The 19069-nt window shown below is 40.0% G+C and carries 15 protein-coding genes; all 15 read left to right on the top strand.

The window, feature by feature from the left end; all coding sequences use genetic code 11:
* Window positions 1–83: 83 nt before the first annotated feature.
* The 15 genes from bshC to ftsZ all read left to right on the top strand — a co-directional run bounded on the left by bshC (window position 84) and on the right by ftsZ (window position 19068).
* Window positions 84–1730, top strand: coding sequence for a bacillithiol biosynthesis cysteine-adding enzyme BshC (gene bshC / locus QE450_RS12500; RefSeq protein WP_307299566.1), 1647 nt, complete (start codon window positions 84–86; stop codon window positions 1728–1730).
* Between the two features lie 41 nt (window positions 1731–1771).
* Window positions 1772–3031 carry an adenosylhomocysteinase gene (locus tag QE450_RS12495; RefSeq protein WP_274172253.1) on the top strand — a complete coding sequence of 420 codons (1260 nt, stop codon included), beginning with the start codon at window positions 1772–1774 and terminating at the stop codon, window positions 3029–3031.
* 279 nt (window positions 3032–3310) lie between these two features.
* Window positions 3311–3748, top strand: coding sequence for a division/cell wall cluster transcriptional repressor MraZ (gene mraZ, locus QE450_RS12490; protein ID WP_204823267.1), 438 nt, complete (start codon window positions 3311–3313; stop codon window positions 3746–3748).
* A gap of 20 nt (window positions 3749–3768) precedes the next feature.
* A complete protein-coding gene (rsmH, locus tag QE450_RS12485) occupies window positions 3769–4734 on the top strand; it encodes a 16S rRNA (cytosine(1402)-N(4))-methyltransferase RsmH (protein WP_273613088.1) in 966 nt (321 codons plus the stop codon).
* Window positions 4735–4752: 18 nt separating this feature from the next.
* Complete coding sequence (locus QE450_RS12480) at window positions 4753–5169, top strand: hypothetical protein (RefSeq protein WP_273613087.1); 417 nt, start codon at window positions 4753–4755, stop codon at window positions 5167–5169.
* Window positions 5170–5185: 16 nt separating this feature from the next.
* Window positions 5186–7669: a penicillin-binding transpeptidase domain-containing protein gene (locus tag QE450_RS12475; RefSeq protein ID WP_307299562.1), complete on the top strand. Its 2484-nt coding sequence runs from the start codon at window positions 5186–5188 to the stop codon at window positions 7667–7669.
* A gap of 111 nt (window positions 7670–7780) precedes the next feature.
* The gene (locus tag QE450_RS12470; protein ID WP_307299560.1) at window positions 7781–9268 is read left to right on the top strand and encodes a UDP-N-acetylmuramoyl-L-alanyl-D-glutamate--2,6-diaminopimelate ligase; all 1488 of its coding nucleotides are present in this window, start codon (window positions 7781–7783) and stop codon (window positions 9266–9268) included.
* Window positions 9268–10674, top strand: coding sequence for a UDP-N-acetylmuramoyl-tripeptide--D-alanyl-D-alanine ligase (locus QE450_RS12465; protein WP_307302694.1), 1407 nt, complete (start codon window positions 9268–9270; stop codon window positions 10672–10674). Before QE450_RS12470 ends, QE450_RS12465 begins: the two co-directional genes overlap by 1 nt.
* Window positions 10675–10680: 6 nt before the next feature.
* Window positions 10681–11649 carry a phospho-N-acetylmuramoyl-pentapeptide-transferase gene (mraY, locus tag QE450_RS12460; protein ID WP_204823273.1) on the top strand — a complete coding sequence of 323 codons (969 nt, stop codon included), beginning with the start codon at window positions 10681–10683 and terminating at the stop codon, window positions 11647–11649.
* A gap of 3 nt (window positions 11650–11652) precedes the next feature.
* Window positions 11653–13131, top strand: coding sequence for a UDP-N-acetylmuramoyl-L-alanine--D-glutamate ligase (murD, locus tag QE450_RS12455; protein WP_307299557.1), 1479 nt, complete (start codon window positions 11653–11655; stop codon window positions 13129–13131).
* Window positions 13132–13242: 111 nt separating this feature from the next.
* Window positions 13243–14364 carry an undecaprenyldiphospho-muramoylpentapeptide beta-N-acetylglucosaminyltransferase gene (gene murG, locus QE450_RS12450; RefSeq protein WP_307299555.1) on the top strand — a complete coding sequence of 374 codons (1122 nt, stop codon included), beginning with the start codon at window positions 13243–13245 and terminating at the stop codon, window positions 14362–14364.
* A gap of 18 nt (window positions 14365–14382) precedes the next feature.
* Window positions 14383–15288, top strand: a complete 906-nt coding sequence (gene murB, locus QE450_RS12445) for a UDP-N-acetylmuramate dehydrogenase (protein ID WP_274172259.1) — start codon at window positions 14383–14385, stop codon at window positions 15286–15288.
* A 159-nt stretch (window positions 15289–15447) separates the two neighbouring features.
* On the top strand, window positions 15448–16233 hold the full coding sequence (locus QE450_RS12440; protein WP_273613081.1) for a cell division protein FtsQ/DivIB: 786 nt from the start codon (window positions 15448–15450) through the stop codon (window positions 16231–16233).
* Between the two features lie 366 nt (window positions 16234–16599).
* Window positions 16600–17856, top strand: a complete 1257-nt coding sequence (gene ftsA / locus QE450_RS12435; RefSeq protein ID WP_204823278.1) for a cell division protein FtsA — start codon at window positions 16600–16602, stop codon at window positions 17854–17856.
* Between the two features lie 63 nt (window positions 17857–17919).
* Window positions 17920–19068 (top strand): cell division protein FtsZ, encoded by a 1149-nt coding sequence (gene ftsZ / locus QE450_RS12430; protein WP_307299550.1) that lies wholly within the window; start codon window positions 17920–17922, stop codon window positions 19066–19068.
* Window position 19069 lies beyond the last annotated feature (1 nt).

Raw genomic sequence — 19069 nt, 5'->3', positions numbered from 1 at the left:
TAACTTCGTTACAATCAAATAAGATTTAATAAGTTACGATTAGTAACAATCAAAAGCAATAGCGATGAGGAGGACTTCACCCCATGAATGTGATTCCGGAGAGCCTACCCGCGAATCAGCCGCTCGCTGAGCGGTACATCAATGATTTTGCATCGGTAAGCAGTTTGTATAATATGAATGTCTCTGATCCACAAACATGGATCAAACGTGCAGAATGGCTGGATCAGAGTAAAGACTCCCGAATCGACCGTGGAGCTTTAGTTGACTGCTTAACCATATATAACGGTAAGTACAATAATCATGAAGCTGTACAGCAATCTTTAGCAACACTACGAACAGATGAAGCACTTGTGATGGTAGGTGGACAACAAAGCGGACTATTTACAGGCCCACTGTTAGTCATTTACAAAGTGATTACATTGTTAGCATCTGCGCGTGAAGCGTCACAGCGTCTACAACGTCCAATCGTACCTGTATTCTGGATAGCAGGTGAAGATCATGACTGGGATGAAGTGAATCATACGTATCTACCTGATCAAGATGGAGCGGCTGTCAAAATTCGCTTAGATCATGAACGTGGTGGACATTCACCGGTGAGTCGTACATTTATTCATGAACAGAATACTGAACATATTTTGAATCAATTTGAAAGTCTGTTACCGGATACTGAAAATAAAAATCAATGGACACAGACATTGCGAAATATTATGGAGCATGCTACAGATTTGAGTAGTGCCTTTGCTGAACAATTGGGTCTTTTATTTGGCCGTTTTGGATTGGTACTCATCGATTCAGATGATGCTGCTATTCGTCGCTTAGAAATTCCAGTATTTCGTCAATTGATAGAACATAACGATAAATTGACGCAAGCATATATGTCTGCTGCTGAGCAAGTAAGACAGTATGGATATGAAGAACAAGCGACAGTAGATGAAGAAAGTGCTAATTTGTTCTATATCCATAGTGATGAAGTATATACCAACGAACGTTTGTTATTGTTCAAACGCAATGGGATGTTTACAGATCGTAAAGGATTAGTTGTTTTTACCAAACAAGAGTTGTTACAGTTGTTAGAACAATATCCAGAACGGTTTAGCAACAATGTATTAACACGTCCTTTGATGCAGGATTCATTATTCCCTGTACTTAGTACCATTTTGGGAACAGGCGAGATTGCATATTGGGCGTTAACAAAACAAGCATTTCCTGTCTTGAATCTACAAATGCCTCCGATTGTTCCTAGAATGTTATTTACAATGGTGGAAGAAAAAGTTAAAATTTTGATGCAACAGTATCAATTAACATTTGATGATGTCAGACAACGCTTTGATGATATTCGTCAGATCTGGTTAAGTGAGCAAGAAGATTATCATTTAGAAAAAAGATTCACTACATTCCGCGAGCAATTTCAACAATTGTATGCGCCTTTTGTAGACTCTTTGCATGAGATCGATCCTTCATTACCGCATCTCGGAGAAACGACTCAGCATAAGATTGATTTGCAAATTGATTATTTGTACCGCAAAAGTCAAAATGCGATAGCACGTCAACATCAGACAGGATTACAACGTTTGGATCGAATCGCGTATGCGTTGTATCCGTTTGGCAAGCCGCAAGAACGTACGATCAACAGCTATTACTATCTTGGACGTTACGGAGAGCGCTGGATCGATCAATTGTTAACCCTTGAGCCTGATTTTAACGGTTCGCATCGTCTTGTTTATTTATAAAAATAGGTTATCTATTCCAACTAACAAAGGAGAACTGTACAATGACATCATCTATTCAAGCAAGTATTGTTGCCGATATGGCACTTGCTCCTGAGGGACATCTTAAAATTGATTGGGCATCTTCTCATATGCCGGTATTAAATCGTATTCGAGCAGAATTTGAAAGAGATTTGCCTTTCAAAGGTTTGAATGTAACGATCTGTTTGCACTTGGAGGCTAAAACCGCTTATTTGGCTAAAGTTATCCAAGCCGGTGGAGCTAATGTCACTATTACAGGTAGCAATCCCTTGTCTACACAAGATGATGTATGTGCAGCTTTGGTAGAAGACGGTATTACTGTATTTGCAAAATATAATCCAGGTGTTGAAGAATATAAAAGCTTGAACTTAAAAGCATTAGAAGCGAAGCCTGATCTGATTATTGATGATGGTGGCGATCTGATTACATTTTTGTATGGAGAACGTCCTGATCTATTATCAACAATTCGTGGTGGAGCAGAAGAAACCACAACTGGAATCATCCGTCTCAAAGCTTTACAAAAAGAAGGAACGCTGAAAATTCCAATGGTTGCTGTAAATGATGCGTATTGTAAGCATCTATTTGATAACCGTTACGGAACAGGACAATCCGCTTTTGATGGTATTATTCGTACAACCAACTTAATTATCGCAGGTAAAACAGTTGTAGTAGTAGGTTATGGCTGGTGTGGTAAAGGTATAGCGATGCGTGCTAAAGGTTTGGGTGCTAATGTTATCGTAACCGAGGTTGATCCAATCAAGGCGGTAGAAGCACATATGGACGGCTTTGGTGTGATGCCGATGAATGAAGCCGCCAAGCATGGTGACTTCTTTATTACAGTAACAGGAAATAAAAGTGTTATTGCAGGCGAACACTATGACGTGATGAAAGATGGCGCTGTGATTGCAAATGCTGGACATTTTGACGTTGAAGCGAATAAGCCTGATCTAGCAGCTCGTTCTCAATCGATTCGTACAGTTCGCAAAAATATTGAAGAATACAAATTGACTGATGGACGCCGTATTTATCTGCTTGCAGAAGGTCGTCTGGTTAACTTGGGAGCAGCAGATGGTCATCCGGTTGAAATTATGGATATGACTTTTGCTTTGCAAGCAGTAGGTCTTCGTTATGTGAGCGAACACTATGAGCAGTTGGAAGCAGGAGTGATCAGTGTGCCTTATGAACTGGATGAGCAAGTGGCACGCTTTAAACTAGAAAGTCTAGGTATTCATATTGATACATTGACTGAAGAACAAAAATTATATTTAGATAGCTGGTCGTAATCTGTAAGCAATCTCAATATATTTAAAAAATAAAATAAAAGTTACTCATGCATAACAAAAAGAACTGATTTTTCCGATAAAGAGAAATCGGTTCTTTTTTATGCCTATTTTTGCAAATGAATTGGCTGATTTACATAAAATAAAATTTTTCAGTATTTTTCTAAAAAAAAATGATATTAAAAAAGGATTTTGATTTTCTGCGTCGAATCTATTATGCTTATGGTAGTGGTGGATAGTGGGACAAAGTGGGAGACTATGGTTAAGAGGAGTGAAACGTCAATGTTTATGGGAGAATTTCAACATAGCATTGATGAAAAAGGTCGGATTATTATTCCTTCCAAATTTCGTGAACAACTCGGAACTTCGTTTGTAGTCACCCGCGGATTGGATCATTGTCTATTCGTCTATCCTATGGAGGAGTGGTCCCTCCTTGAGCAAAAGCTCAAATCTCTACCGCTGATGAAAGCGGATGCCCGTGCATTTAGTCGTTTTTTCTTCTCCGGTGCAACCGAAGTGGAATGGGATAAGCAGGGCAGAGTCAATCTGCCGGGAAATTTACGGCAGTATGCCAAACTCGAAAAAGAGTGTGTTATTATTGGCGTTTCGAATCGGGTAGAGATTTGGAGTAAAGAAACATGGTCAGAGTATTATGATACTTCTGAACAATCTTTTAATGAAATTGCAGAAAAGCTGGTTGATTTTGATTTCGACCTGTAATCGTCCGGGAGGTTTACATCTTGTTTCATCACATCACAGTATTAAAAGAAGAAGCGACAAAAGCACTTCAGGTTAAGCCTGATGGTATTTACGTTGACTGCACACTCGGGGGAGCTGGTCATAGTTCAGTTATTGCTGCTGAACTTGGAGCAGGCGGAAGACTAATAGCTTTTGATCAAGATGATACGGCACTTGCCAATGCGAAAATAGTACTTGCACCTTATGAAGATCGAGTAACGTTGATCAAAAGCAATTTCCGTCAATTGGAAGAGTCGCTATTGGCAGCAGGAGTACCGGTCAAAGATGGAGTTCCGCAAGTAGATGGCATTTTGTTCGATCTTGGCGTTTCTTCACCTCAATTCGACGACGGTGACAGAGGATTCAGCTATAACCATGATGCAACTTTGGATATGAGAATGGATCAATCTGCCGAACTCACAGCCAAAACTATAGTGAATACTTGGCCGGAAGAAGAAATCGCCCGCATTTTATATCGATATGGTGAAGAAAAATTTTCAAGACGGATTGCTAAAGTCATTGTTGCCAAGCGAAGTATCCAGCCGATCGAAACAACGGGGGAACTGGCTGAACTTGTCAAAGAAGGCATTCCAGCAGCAGCAAGAAGAACAGGGGGACATCCTGCGAAACGGAGTTTTCAAGCACTTCGTATTGCTGTAAATGATGAATTAGGTGCTTTTGAAGAAGCTCTTCATCAAGCAGTACGTTGTCTAACGCCTGGGGGAAGAGCAGCGGTTATCACGTTTCATTCTTTAGAAGACCGTATTTGCAAACAAATTTTTGCGGAATATGTGGAAAAAAACGTCTCACCACCTGGTTTTCCAGTCTACGTTAGTACTGGTGGAGAACTGAAGTTGATTAATCGCAAACCAATCCTTCCTTCGGAAGAAGAATTGGAAGAGAATTCGCGTGCAAGATCGGCTAAATTGCGTGTTGCCGAAAAGGTGGAAAAACAAACGAAAACTTAATTTAGAGGAGACGGATCAATGGCTTATACGCGCGGCAATCTAGCTGTCAAAGAACAATCGGCTGAAAAAGCTGCTCGACGATATCGTGAGACTACAAAGGTAGTCCTACGTCGTAGCGCACTTCCAACGAAAGAAAAGCTGCTTTATTTGATGACTATCATTTTTTGTGCGACAGTAGCAAGTGTAATTGTTTTTCAATATGCACATATCTATGAAGTGAATAAAAATATTCAAAGTATGGATAGTGAAACGGCAAGTATTAAAAAGCAAACGACACAAAACGAAATTCGCAAATATTCGTTACAAGATCAAATTGTTGAACGTGCCACTGCTCTAGGTTACATAGAGCCTACGGATACGGCTCCGATCCAAGTATCTCGGGTAAAGGGAACAGAAGCAACAACCTCGACGACGGATGAGACACAAGGCAAGTAAAACGGGGGAAACAACAGTGAATAAGAGAATAAAACTTCGTACTTTATTTATAGGGGGATGTATTACCCTCTTTTTTGCTGTACTGATTATTAAAGTATTCTGGCTACAAGTGGTTCAAACAGGTAACTGGACTGACAAAGCTATTAAACAATGGACAGCTAACAATGATATTTCAGCTAAGCGTGGTACGATTACAGACCGTAATGGTAATGATCTAGCAATGGATGCTCCGGCTTATAATGTTGCTCTTAATCCTAAAATCATCGCTGAGTATGGGATTAAAAGTGATGTTGTAAGCCAGCTTCACGCTATTTTAGGCACCGATGAAACAGAAATTGAAAAGCAAGCCACTTCTGTATTGACCAGTGGAGATAATATCGGTCAACTTCGTACTTGGCGTGAGCTCAATTCAGGTGGTCGTCTAATCGATCAAGAAAAAGCTGATCAAATCAATGCTTTTATCAAACAACTAAAAGAAAAAACTGGTCAAAAATGGGATGTTGGTGTGTATTTAAGCGCTGATTCCAAACGCTTTTATCCTAAAAACGAATTAGCGGCTCATGTTATTGGTTATACGAACAAAGATGGCAATGCTGTTGCGGGAATTGAAGCGTATTATGATGAAAAGCTTAAAGGGACAGATGGTCATATTCAATATCTTCGTGATAAACAAGGAGATAAATTACCAGATTCCAAAGATGTCTATACTCCTGCTAAAGATGGAGATAATCTGACGTTAACGATTGATGAGACAATTCAGTATTATATTGAACAAGCTATGAAAGATGCTTATGAACAATTAAAACCTGAAAGTATTACAGTGATTGCAGCAGATCCTAATACGATGGAAATTCTAGGTATGGCAAATATGCCAACTTTTAATCCTAATAAGTTTAATGAAGTTACCAATCCTATAGATTTTCGTAATCTGGCTGTCAAAGCGATCTATGAACCAGGTTCTACATTTAAGATTGTTACTCTTTCTGGAGCAGTACAAGAAAATTTATTCAATCCTAATGCTACTTATCAATCAGGTTCTATTCAAGTAGGAGGTACAACACTGCATGACTTGAATCATAGTGGATGGGGAACGATTAGTTACTTAGAAGGTCTGAAGCGTTCAAGTAATGTAGCTTTTGTTAACCTTGGTTATAAGATGCTTGGTGCAGAACGTTTGCGTAAATATATTGATTCGTTTGGATTTGGTGAACAGACAGGCATCGAATTGCCTGGTGAAGCTAAAGGTGCTATTACTTTCCATCCTAATATTCCGACAGAAGTAGCAACTGCTGCTTACGGACATGGATTGGTACAGGTGACACCGATTCAACAGTTAGCCGCTATTTCTGCGGTAGCCAATGGTGGGAAATTATTAACACCACACCTAGTCAAATCGATCACTGATCCCAATACAGGAGTCACTGAAAATACACAGACTAAAGTCGTTCGTCAAGTCGTTGACCCGTTAACTTCTGAGAAAGTACGTGGTTATCTGGAACAGGTCGTTTCGGATCAGGAAATTGGAACAGGTCGTCATGCTTATATTGATGGTTATCGTGTTGCAGGTAAAACAGGTACTGCTATTAAAGTTATCAATGGTAAGTATGATTATACGAAGCAAGTGGTATCTTTTGTAGGATTTGCACCTGCTAATGATCCTAAGATCGCTATGATCGTAGTGATTGACCAACCGTCAGATTCGAAGCTAGGCGGAGGTACAGCAGCAGCTCCGGTATTTAAAAAAATCGTGAGTCAAGTGTTGCCTTATATGGGTATTTCTAAAGTCTTTGACGATGGTGAAAAAAAACCTAAAGCAGAAGTGGATTCTAAAAAACTAATGGCTTCCTATACTGCTCCTACACTAACAGGTAAAATGCTTGCAGATGCGAAGAAAAAATTGCTTGCAGATGGTATTTCCTATACAACAGTAGGATCAGGTACAAAAGTCGTCAAACAGTATCCAGCTAGTGGAGCAGCTATGACAGGCGGACAAACCATTTATTTGATGACAGAAGATCCAACCAAAATGAGTATTCCTGATCTAAAAGGTGAATCGTTGCGGGATGCTCTGCAAATCTTATCGTTGATGAAAGTAGAAGTAACAGCGACAGGCGAAGGATATGTATCTGAACAGGTAGAGTCTTCTAGTAGTGGTAGACGATCTGTAACACTTACACTTAAATCTGCTCGAGCAACAGTCACAGGAGTCGATGATACAGAAGAAGATCCAGCGACTTCAGTTGAAGCCACCACACCAAAAGATGGAGCAACAGACAGTACAGAATCTACATCTTCTGAAGGGTCTTCAACAGACAAAGATACTTCTACAGATCCAAATGCTACAGAATCAAAAGATACAACATCTTCCGATACCAAAACAGATTCTGGCACTACTACTGAAAGTAGTACGGATAGTAAGGGTAAATCGGAAAGCAGTACAGAGCAAAGCCCTACAAGTAGTCTTAAAATTCCAGAGCCTACCGGGGCGCCAACGAATTAATGTAATCTACGATCACCCGGCATCATCAGCAAAGATAGAGTGCAATTGACTCTATCTTTTGTCTGCTATTTGTCGGGTATCGTTATTAATATTTAGAAAAGAGGTAAAACTATGCTTTTGTCAGAAGCAGCACATCTGCTGATCACATCTCAAGTGCTAGGTGATGTTCACACGAAAATATCCGGTATGGAGATTGATTCTCGCAAAGTGAAGTCAGGTGATCTGTTTATCTGTCTGCCTGGTTTTACAGTAGATGGACATGATTATGCCGCTCAAGCGATTCAAAAAGGTGCTACTGCCTTAGTAGTAGAACGTCAACTTGAATTAGATATTCCACAATTGATCGTTAGTAGTTGCCGTCACGCGATGGCTGTATTATCTGATCATTTTTTTGAATATCCAAGTAGAACGTTAAATATGATCGGAATTACAGGAACAAATGGTAAAACCACAACTTCTTATCTGATTGAGCGTATTATGAATGATGCACATATCAATACAGGGTTGATCGGAACTATTGAAATGCGTTATAACGGTACAGCAACACCTATGCCTCGTACAACACCAGAAGCGTTAGAGTTACAACGTTTATTACACGAAATGGTGCAAGCAAATGTAAAAAGTTGTGTGATGGAAGTATCCTCTCATGCTCTAGAGCAAGGAAGAGTAAAAGGAACAGATTACCGTACAGCTATTTTTACAAATATAAGTCAAGACCATCTCGATTATCATGAGACGATGGAAGAGTACATTGCAGCCAAAGGGCTGTTTTTTGCACGTTTGGGGAACCGTTATGAAATAGATCCTGCAAAGCGTAAATATGCTGTTTTGAACAACGACGATCCTGCTGCTGAATATTTCCGTAAAATTACAGCTGCAGATGTGATTACATATGGAGTCGATCATCCTGCCGATGTACATGCTTCACAGATTAGAATTACATCTCAAGGCACGACTTTCCAAGTGGATACGTTTAAAGGCAATACAGAAATCACACTTCAAATGGTCGGCAAATTCAATGTTTATAATGCTTTAGCAGCGATCACAGCTGCTCTCATTGAGAATATTCCGTTAGAACACATAAAGTCTAGTCTTGAACAGATTGCCGGTGTAGATGGGCGTGTAGAGTCTGTAGATGGCGGTCAACCTTTTGCAGTGATTGTGGATTACGCTCATACACCGGATGGATTGGAAAATGTATTGCGTACGATCAAGGAATTTGCAGAAGGTAATATTATTACTGTTTTTGGATGCGGTGGTGATCGTGATCGGAGCAAACGACCTTTGATGGGACAGATTGCTGCTAAATATAGTGATTATGTATTTATTACTTCAGATAATCCGCGTACAGAAGAGCCAGCTACTATTTTGGAAGATATTCAAAAAGGATTAGAAGAGCAACAGATTGCTACAGACAAATACGAATCTATTATTGATCGCAGACAAGCGATTGAAAAAGCGGTTGAAATGGCTAAGCCAGGAGATGTAGTATTGATTGCGGGCAAAGGTCATGAGACGTATCAGATTATCGGTCAACAAACATTAGATTTTGATGATCGTTTGGTAGCCAAAGAAGCGATAAGGGGTCTTTACAAGTGATAAATACAACACTCGGTCAAATAGCCGATATATGTGGTGGACAGCTTCAAGGTTCAGCAGATACCTGTTTAAAAGGCGTTAGTATTAACTCCCGTCAATTGGTTGAAGGCGGATTATTTATTCCTATTGTTGGTGAAAAGTTCGATGGACATAAATTTGTGACATCAGCCTTAACTGAAGGAGCGGTAGCTTCATTATGGCAACATGATCATGGAACACCACCGTCTGGAAATATAGTCATTGTTCAAGATACTCTACAAGCACTACAACAACTAGCTGAAGCGTATGTTCAACAAACAGGTGTAAAAGTAGTCGGTATTACAGGTTCGAATGGTAAAACGACAACAAAAGATATCGTTTATGCTTTGCTAGCAGAAGCTTATCAAGTGCACAAAACAGAAGGTAATTTCAATAATCATATAGGACTGCCTTTGACCATATTAGCAATGCCTGAACAGACTGAAATCTTGATTTTAGAAATGGGTATGAGTGGACGCGGCGAGATTGAACTGCTATCAAATATCGCTCATCCGGAGACAACGATTATTACCAATATTGGTGAATCTCATCTTCAGCAGTTGGGCAGTCGGGAAGAAATCGCACGTGCCAAATTAGAAATTGTCAGTGGATTACGTTCAGAAGGCTTACTTGTCTATTTAGGTGATGAACCTTTATTAAAACAAATTTTGGCGGAACCCGCATTTGAGCAAAAAGAGATGCGTAAAATAACATTTGGGCTGGATCATACGAACAATGTGTATCCAACAGGGGTAATGTTTCAAGGCAAACATACTGTTTTCACAACAAATAGTGAAGCAGACGAAGCATGGACATTGCCTTTACTAGGTATGCATAATGTGACCAATGCTTTAGCAGCAATAACAGTAGCTCAACATTATGGGGTCACAGCAGAACATATCCGTCAAGGCTTATCCAAGCTACAACTTACAGGAATGAGAATTGAGATCATTCAAGGTCGTAATGGAATCACTTTGTTAAATGATGCTTATAATGCAAGTCCTACTTCAATGAAAGCCGCTATAGACGTATTAGGTAATCTCAAAGGATATCATCGTAAAATTGCAGTACTCGGTGATATGTTAGAGTTGGGCGAAGAGGAAGCGATATATCATCAAGAAGTAGGAAAATATATCGATGGACAAGCAGATCTGTTATTCACGTATGGTGTGCTTGGACAACAGATAGCTAATGGAGCTGCTAAAGTATTAGATGCTTCTCAGATTCATTCTTATCTTTCCAAACAAGAACTGATTAACGATCTATTGCAAATGGCTCAGGAGAAAGATGCTATCTTATTTAAAGCATCGCGCGGGATGAAGTTAGAAGAAGTCGTACAGGCGCTGATGCCTGATTCAACAAGTAACGCAGAGGCGCTGGAGGAGTAAAACGACATGGATTTTCGAATATTATTTTTAACAGCAGCAGTTTCATTTGTATTGGCAGTGATTGCTGCACCGCTTTTAATTCCGGTATTGCGCCGTATGAAGTTTGGACAACAAGTACGTGATGATGGCCCACAGAGTCATTTGAAAAAAGCAGGTACGCCGACTATGGGCGGTATTATCATTATGATTGCTTTTACATTAGCGTACGTAAAATTTTCTGTAGTAGATACTAACTTCTGGGTGTTATTGGTAGCTACACTTGGATTCGGGTTAGTAGGGTTTTTGGATGACTTTATTAAAATTGGTTTGAAACGTTCACTTGGACTAACAGCAAAACAAAAGTTGTTTGGACAGTTGTTATTTTCTGCAATTGTCTGTTATATTTTGCTCAAAAGCGGACATAGCACAGCACTAGGTATTCCTGCTACATCATTTTCATTTGATTGGGGTCCTTGGTTTTATTATCCATTTATTGTGATTATGTTGCTGGCGATCAGTAATGCAGTTAACTTTACCGATGGATTAGACGGATTATTGTCCGGGGTAAGTGCGATAGCTTTTGCAGCGTATGCAGTAGTAGCGGTTCAAGCGACTTCACCTGCGGCAGCAGTATGTGCAGCAGCTATGATCGGTGCTGTGATCGGATTTTTAATATTTAATATGCATCCAGCTAAAGTATTTATGGGTGATATGGGTTCTTTAGGTATCGGCGGAGCGATTGGTGGCATAGCGATTGTAACCAAAAGCGAATTGCTCTTTTTAATTATTGGTGCTGTTTTCGTGATTGAATTGCTGTCTGTTGTAATACAGGTTGTATCTTACAAAACAAGAAACGGGAAACGGGTCTTTAAGATGGCGCCGATTCATCATCATTTTGAATTGTCAGGTTGGTCTGAATGGCGTGTAGTAACTACATTCTGGGCAGTTAGTCTAGTATTAGCAGTGATCGGAATTTATTTGAGCAAGGGGTTGTAATACATGAATGATCCTGAGACATATCGTGGACAACAAGTGATCGTAATCGGATTAGCACGAAGTGGCGTAGAAGCAGCCAAAGCTTTGCATCGTCTGGGAGCTATTGTAACGGTTAACGATTTGAAGCCAAGAGAACAATCACCAGAAGCAGCAGAGTTAGAAGCTTTGGATATTCAAGTGATTTGTGGAGGGCATCCTGAAGGTTTGATTCATAAAGGGATCGCTCTTATGGTCAAAAATCCAGGTATTCCTTATACAGCTCCTCCAATCAAACAAGCACTCGATCTAGGGATAGAAGTGATCACAGAAGTTGAATTAGCTTATCGTATCTCTGATGTGCCCATGATTGGGATTACAGGATCTAACGGTAAAACGACCACAACGACATGGGTAGGCAAAATGTTGGAAGCTAATCATCTTCATCCTATCGTAGGTGGTAATATAGGGATTCCATTATGTGAAGCTGTTAGTGACGCTCAGCCAGAGAATTGGATTGTAGCCGAATTAAGTAGCTTTCAATTGAAAGGCACACGTGATTTTAATCCGAAAATCGCTTGTCTATTAAATGTAGCAGAGACACATCTGGATTATCATGGTTCGATGGATGATTATGTTTCTTCCAAACGTAAAATTTTTGAAAATCAAGGCAAAGACGATACAGCAATTATTAATTGGGATGACAGTTATTGCCGTAGCCTTGTGCCTTATATTCAAGCGGGTACTTTAATTCCATTTTCGATCACAGAGAACTTGGGCAATTATATATCAGCAGCCAAGCCATCCGCTTCAGCTACGCATTCACCATTATCAGCAGGATTATACGTATCTCCTGCCTATATTCCAGAAATGGAAGATGAATTACCGCGTACAATGATGTATTGTGATCAAGATGGAGAAGTGGCTATTTTACCTGTACATGAATTGGGTATACCTGGTCGTTACAATGTCGCCAATGCGTTAGCAGCTTGTGCGATTGCTATTACAGCTGGATGTCGTCCTCAAGATCTGGCTGATGTCTTACGTGATTTCCGAGGTGTAGAACATCGCTTAGAATATGTAAAAGAACATGATCAAGTGCAGTATTACAACAATTCCAAAGCAACCAATGCCAAAGCAACGATGACAGCATTATCCGCTTTTCAAGATAAAGGCATTGTACTGATTGCTGGGGGTCTGGATCGTGGTTCTGATTATATGGATTTGTTACCTGTATTTCAGCAACAGGTTAAAGCGTTAGTTGTTTTGGGACAGACCCGTCACAAATTAGCTAAAGTAGCAGAACTTGCTGGAATTACAAAAGTACAAATTATCGAAGAATCAGAGCAACCTGACTTAGCTATCAAGCAAGCAGTAGAGCAAGCAGCAATGTTTGCTGAACCGGATAATATTGTATTATTATCTCCTGCATGTGCAAGCTGGGATATGTTCTCCTCTTATGAAGAACGTGGTCGTGCTTTTAAAGAAGCTGTACACCAGCTATAAGGTTCAACTGAGATAAGTAGCATAAAACGTACATCTACTTTACAATAGATCATTCAGCTACTTAACGAATAAATAACAATAATGAAATTTGAATTAAGGAGGTGATTTATCATGCGGGTCGTATTGACCGGCGGAGGTACAGGTGGTCATATCTATCCAGCACTTGCGATTGCTCAGCAGTGTGAGACCGAAGGATTAGATGCTGAATTTTTATATATTGGTGGCAAAAGAGGATTGGAAAACAAAATTGTTCCTGAAGAAAAAATCCCTTTTGAATCTATTGATATTACCGGTTTTAGACGCAAGTTATTTTCTTTAGAAAATTTCAAAACGATAAATCGCTTCATTCAGGGTGTGAAAACTTCAAAACAGTTATTGAAAGAATTTAAGCCTGATGTGGTCATAGGAACAGGTGGCTATGTATGTGGCCCTGTAGTATATGCCGCTGCCAAGCTTAAAATACCAACTATTGTACATGAGCAAAATGCGATTCCTGGATTAACGAATCAATTTTTGAGTGGATATGCAAGTACAGTAGCTGTAAGTTTTCAAGATTCAGTGAATCGTTTTCCGCGTTCAAAGCATGTGATGTTTACAGGCAACCCGCGGGCGACTATGGTACAAAATGCAAATCGTGAACGTGGACTTGCTTCCTTAGGTCTACCTGCTGATGCACAGATTGTATTAGTTGTAGGAGGTAGCCGGGGCGCTAGAGCACTTGTAGAAGCAATGGTTCAAATTGCTCCTTTGCTCAAACAAAACAATCCAGCGGTACATTATGTATTTGTAACAGGCGAAATTTATTACGAAGAAATTCGCGAACGTATTCGAGATGCTGTAGGATCATTTCCTTATTATCTTCATGTACTTCCGTATATTCCTAATATGCCCGAAGTTCTAGCAGCTACTTCGTTGTTAATCGGTCGTGCAGGGGCTTCTTCGTTGGCTGAGGTCACTTCATTAGGTACGCCATCTATATTAATACCGTCACCTAATGTTACAAATAATCATCAAGAAGCTAATGCTTGGGCTTTACAAAAAGCAGGCGCAGCAGAAGTATTATTAGAGCGTGAGTTGACAGGGGAATCATTGTTAGCTCGAATAGATAAAGTAATGAGTGATGAAGAGGTTAGACAGAACATGTCCAAAGCAGCAACAAGCTTGGGTACACCTCAATCTGCATTTTTGATTGTTGAAGAAATGAAGCGTTTGTCAGGTGTTCTGTCCCGCTAGAAGGGGGAAGTTAACAAAATGCAGCAGTGGATGAATCTTTTATCCCAGCATGCTGTCGGTCAAGTTCTTATCAATGAACCGTTAGCAAAATATACAACATGGAGAATTGGCGGACCTGCTGATGTACTGGTAATACCCAGCAATCAAGATGAGCTAAGTACACTTATGACTATTTTGCATGAGCATGATATTCAGTGGACACAGCTAGGACGAGGTTCTAATCTGTTAGTCGCAGATAAAGGAATTCGCGGAGTGGTTATCAAATTAGGCGAAGGTTTTGATTACGCTAGATTTGAAGAAGATCGGATTATTGCAGGTGGTGCACACTCTGTCGTCAAACTTTGTGTTTTAGCTGCTAAAAAAGGATTGTCTGGTCTTGAATTTGCTGGCGGTATTCCGGGGTCTGTAGGTGGCGCTGTCTATATGAACGCAGGAGCTCATGGATCAGATACATCTAAGATTTTGCAGTCTGCTCGAATAGTTCTTCATGATGGACAAATCGTGACCTATAGCGTAGAAGATATGCAATATGCTTACCGTCATTCGATTTTGCAAGAACAACCTGGAATCGTTGTTGAAGCCTCATTTCAAATGAAAACAGGCGATCGCGATACCATTATGGCTGAAATGAATAAACATAAAGATCGTAGACGGATTACACAACCTTTACAGCAACCTTCAGCAGGAAGTGTTTTCCGCAATCCACCTGGAGATCATTCTGCTCGCTTAATCGAATCAGCAGGACTCAAAGGATACCGGATTGGTGGAGCCGAAATATCGACTCAACATGCTAACTTTATTGTAAATGTGGGACAAAGTACCGCAGCTGATGTATTAGAGTTAATATCACATGTGCAACAAGAAGTATCTAAACAGTTTGGCGTACAACTTCAACCTGAAGTATATCTGATGGGTGAAAAGTAAAAGTGAACCGTATCAAACCGTAGCCAAAGCACATTTAGGTATTCAGCATTCTGCATGATATAATGACAAAGACTTTATTTCAGACAAGTGGATGACTGAATTCAGTTGGTACAAAAGACTATATTGAATAAAACCTAAAAAAGATTTGTGGAGATCGCTATGGTAAAGCAAAAATTAACTGTTATTCCAAATAACAAACCGGCTGGCAATCGGAGACCTTCCTTTAATCCAAAAATAACTCGTAAAACGCGATTGATTATTTTATTGTCGCTTATCCTTTTAGTCGTAATCGGAATTGTATTTTGGTTTTCGCCTATTGGTAAAATATCTCAGATCACGTTTAAAGGAAATACGTTTACAGCCAAAACCGATTTGTTAAATGTAAGTGGATTGGCGAAAGGAAATGCATTTTTTGGTACATCGGCTACAACGATCGAAAAGCGATTATTAACGATCAGTTCGATCCAAGATGCAGAAGTGATCAAGCATTTTCCAGGTCAAATTGATGTGACGATCAAAGAATATCCTGTAGTTGCTTATGAACTGCAAGATTCAGGAGAACTCACAGCTATTTTACAAAGTGGAGCTTTGGTAAGAGCAGATACACGCGGAGTGGCTGTTGAAAAACCTGTGCTTACAGGATGGTCTGATTTTGAAGCTCAGAAAGTGCAATTATGCAAAGTATTAGGGACTATTCCTAATGAATTGTCTTCTGATATTTCTGAAATTAGCCCTTCACCAACGCCTTCGTTTCCAGACCGGATCAAAATCTATACACGTTCTCGCTTTGAAGTGATCACAAGTGTGTCACTTTTAGCAGACAAAGTAGAGTATCTAAATCAGGTTATCGAGACTCAACCGCCAGGTGTCATTACAATGCTTGAAGCAGATGCCTATACGCCTTTCAACCCGGAAGACGTAGCAGATCAGGAAGTTGCACCGTAAGATTTAGCCTTTTGTGATCGATAAATGCGAACGTTTTGTAAAATCATATAGATACAATACTTTCTGCAATGACCGAAAGATGCTAGAATGAAAGTTGTAGATATTAAAGTTTTGTAAACTTTTAAAAATTTACGGTGAAAATAGCCTACCTGATCGTTTTTTCTTCAACCTTTTTATAATGCAAACCAGTGTTCAAAAAGTTTGGAGAAAAAAGAGGGAAAGCATATGTAATGTTGAATATTAATGTAGAGAGCAATTTTGGGAAACAATTTATTTCGGAAATTCAATTTCCAACACATAATGGTGTGATTCTAAAATATTCGAATACACCGTTTTTATTACAGGATAGCGGGAGGTGCCTAGGGCTTGAGCAACAATGACATCATTGTTAGTTTGGACATCGGTACATCCAAAGTTCGTGCTATTATCGGGGAAATCAACAATGGAACCTTTAATATTATTGGAGTTGGATCTGCCGACTCGGAAGGAATTCGCAAAGGTGCGATCGTAGATATTGATCAAACTGTGCAATCCATCCGTAGTGCTGTTGATCATGCTGAGCGTATGGTCGGCATTCAGATATCTGAAGTTATCGTTGGTATTTCAGGCAATCATATCGGACTTCAAACGAGCCACGGAGTAGTTGCCGTATCCAATGAAGATCGTGAGATTGGTGAAGAAGATATCGAACGTGTTTTGAAAGCGGCAGAAGTAATCGCTCTGCCACCTGAACGGGAAATTATTGACGTTGTTGCTAAACAGTACGTGGTAGATGGGTTAGAAGGAATTCAAGACCCGCGCGGAATGATTGGTGTTCGTCTAGAAGTAGAAGCTACTATTATTACAGGTGCTAAAACTTCGATCCATAATCTTCTTCGTTGTGTAGAAAAAGCAGATTTGCGTATCAAAGATCTTGTATTGATTTCATTAGGTGCAGGTCAATTGGCTTTGTCCAAAGATGAAAAATCGATGGGATCGATTCTAGTTGATATTGGTGCAGGTTCATCTACTATTGCAATCTTTGAAGAAGGTTCGCTTAAAGCGACATCAACTTTACCGATTGGTGGAGAATTTGTAACGAACGATATCGCTTATGGATTACGCACATTAACAGAGCATGCTGAAAAAGTAAAACTGAAATATGGTTGTGCTTTGATAGATGATGCTGCATCTGATGTAGTATTCAAAGTTATGCGTATTGGCAGTAACGTAGACAAAGAATTTACACAGCAAGATTTAGCAGCCATTATTGAGCCTCGTGTGCAAGAAATTTTTCAACTGATTCGTCAAGAAGTCACAAGACTCGGTTATCAAGAGCTTGCTGGTGGTTATATACTGACAGGAGGTACAGTTTCAATGCCGGGCGTTTTGGAAGTAGCTCGCGAAGAACTGGCAGCTTCTGTAAGAATAGCAGTTCCTGATTATATTGGTGTACGTGATCCTGCTTATACAAGCGGGGTAGGCATTTTGTACAATGTCATCCGCAATATCCGTGGTGGTGGAAGCACGGCTGGAGCTAATAAAAAAGCACCAGCACGTAACAAAACAACCTCGACCCCGGAAAGCAGTGCCAAGCCGGGCTTGATTGAACGGTTAAAAAATATGTTCAGTGAGTTTATATAAGCTAGAGTTCAATATTATATTGAAACAAGCTATTCATGGACAACGAGGGGGAGATGGGAAAGTATGTTAGAATTTGATTTCGAAATGGAAAGCCTAGCCCAGATCAAAGTCATCGGTGTAGGTGGCGGCGGAAGTAATGCTGTTAACCGTATGATTGAGAATGGTGTTCAAGGCGTGGAATTTATAACAGTTAATACTGATGCTCAAGCATTGCACTTGGCTAAATCTGAACACAAATTGCAAATCGGTGATAAACTGACACGCGGTTTGGGTGCAGGAGCTAATCCAGATGTAGGTAAAAAAGCAGCTGAAGAATCTCGTGATTTGATCATGAGCACTCTTAAAGGTGCAGATATGGTTTTCGTTACTGCGGGTATGGGTGGCGGAACAGGAACAGGTGCAGCACCAGTTATTGCTGAAATCGCTAGAGAATGTGGCGCATTAACAGTAGGTGTGGTAACACGTCCATTTACATTTGAAGGACGTAAGCGTTTTTCACAAGCAGAACTAGGTATCGAAGGATTAAAAGAAAAAGTCGATACATTGATCGTTATTCCTAATGATCGCTTGCTTGAAATTGTAGATAAAAAGACACCGATGTTAGAAGCTTTCCGTGAAGCAGATAATGTGTTGCGCCAAGCGGTACAAGGTATCTCTGATCTAATTGCTGTACCAGGACTAATCAACCTTGACTTTGCCGATGTAAAAACGATCATGACTGAACGTGGTTCAGCTTTGATGGGTATTGGTGAAGCTACAGGAGAAAATCGTGCAGCAGAAGCAGCACGTAAAGCGATTATGAGTCCATTGCTTGAAACTTCGATCGAAGGTGCACGTGGTGTGATTATGAACATCACTGGCGGTAATAACCTTTCCTTGTATGAAGTCAATGAAGCAGCAGAGATCGTTATTTCAGCTTCTGATCCAGAAGTAAATATGATCTTCGGTGCGATTATTGATGAAGACCTCAAAGAAGAGATCAAAGTTACTGTTATCGCAACAGGATTTGAACACAAACCAGCACAACCATTGCCACCGGTACGTCGTCCGTCTCAGCCTGTCGATGAATCTACACCTACTGCATCAACGAATGCAGAAGACAAAGCTCCGACATCACGTCCGTACAACAATACAAATACTACACAACCTAGTGGAGATCAGTTGGATATTCCAACATTCCTACGCAATCGTTCTCGTCATAAAAACGATTAAA

It is taken from the genome of Paenibacillus sp. SORGH_AS_0306 (genome assembly GCF_030819345.1).
In the GTDB taxonomy this organism is placed as follows: domain Bacteria; phylum Bacillota; class Bacilli; order Paenibacillales; family Paenibacillaceae; genus Saccharibacillus; species Saccharibacillus kyungheensis.
The sequence above is the reverse complement of the archived record's forward strand: the minus strand, read 5'-3'. Positions and strand labels throughout refer to the sequence as shown.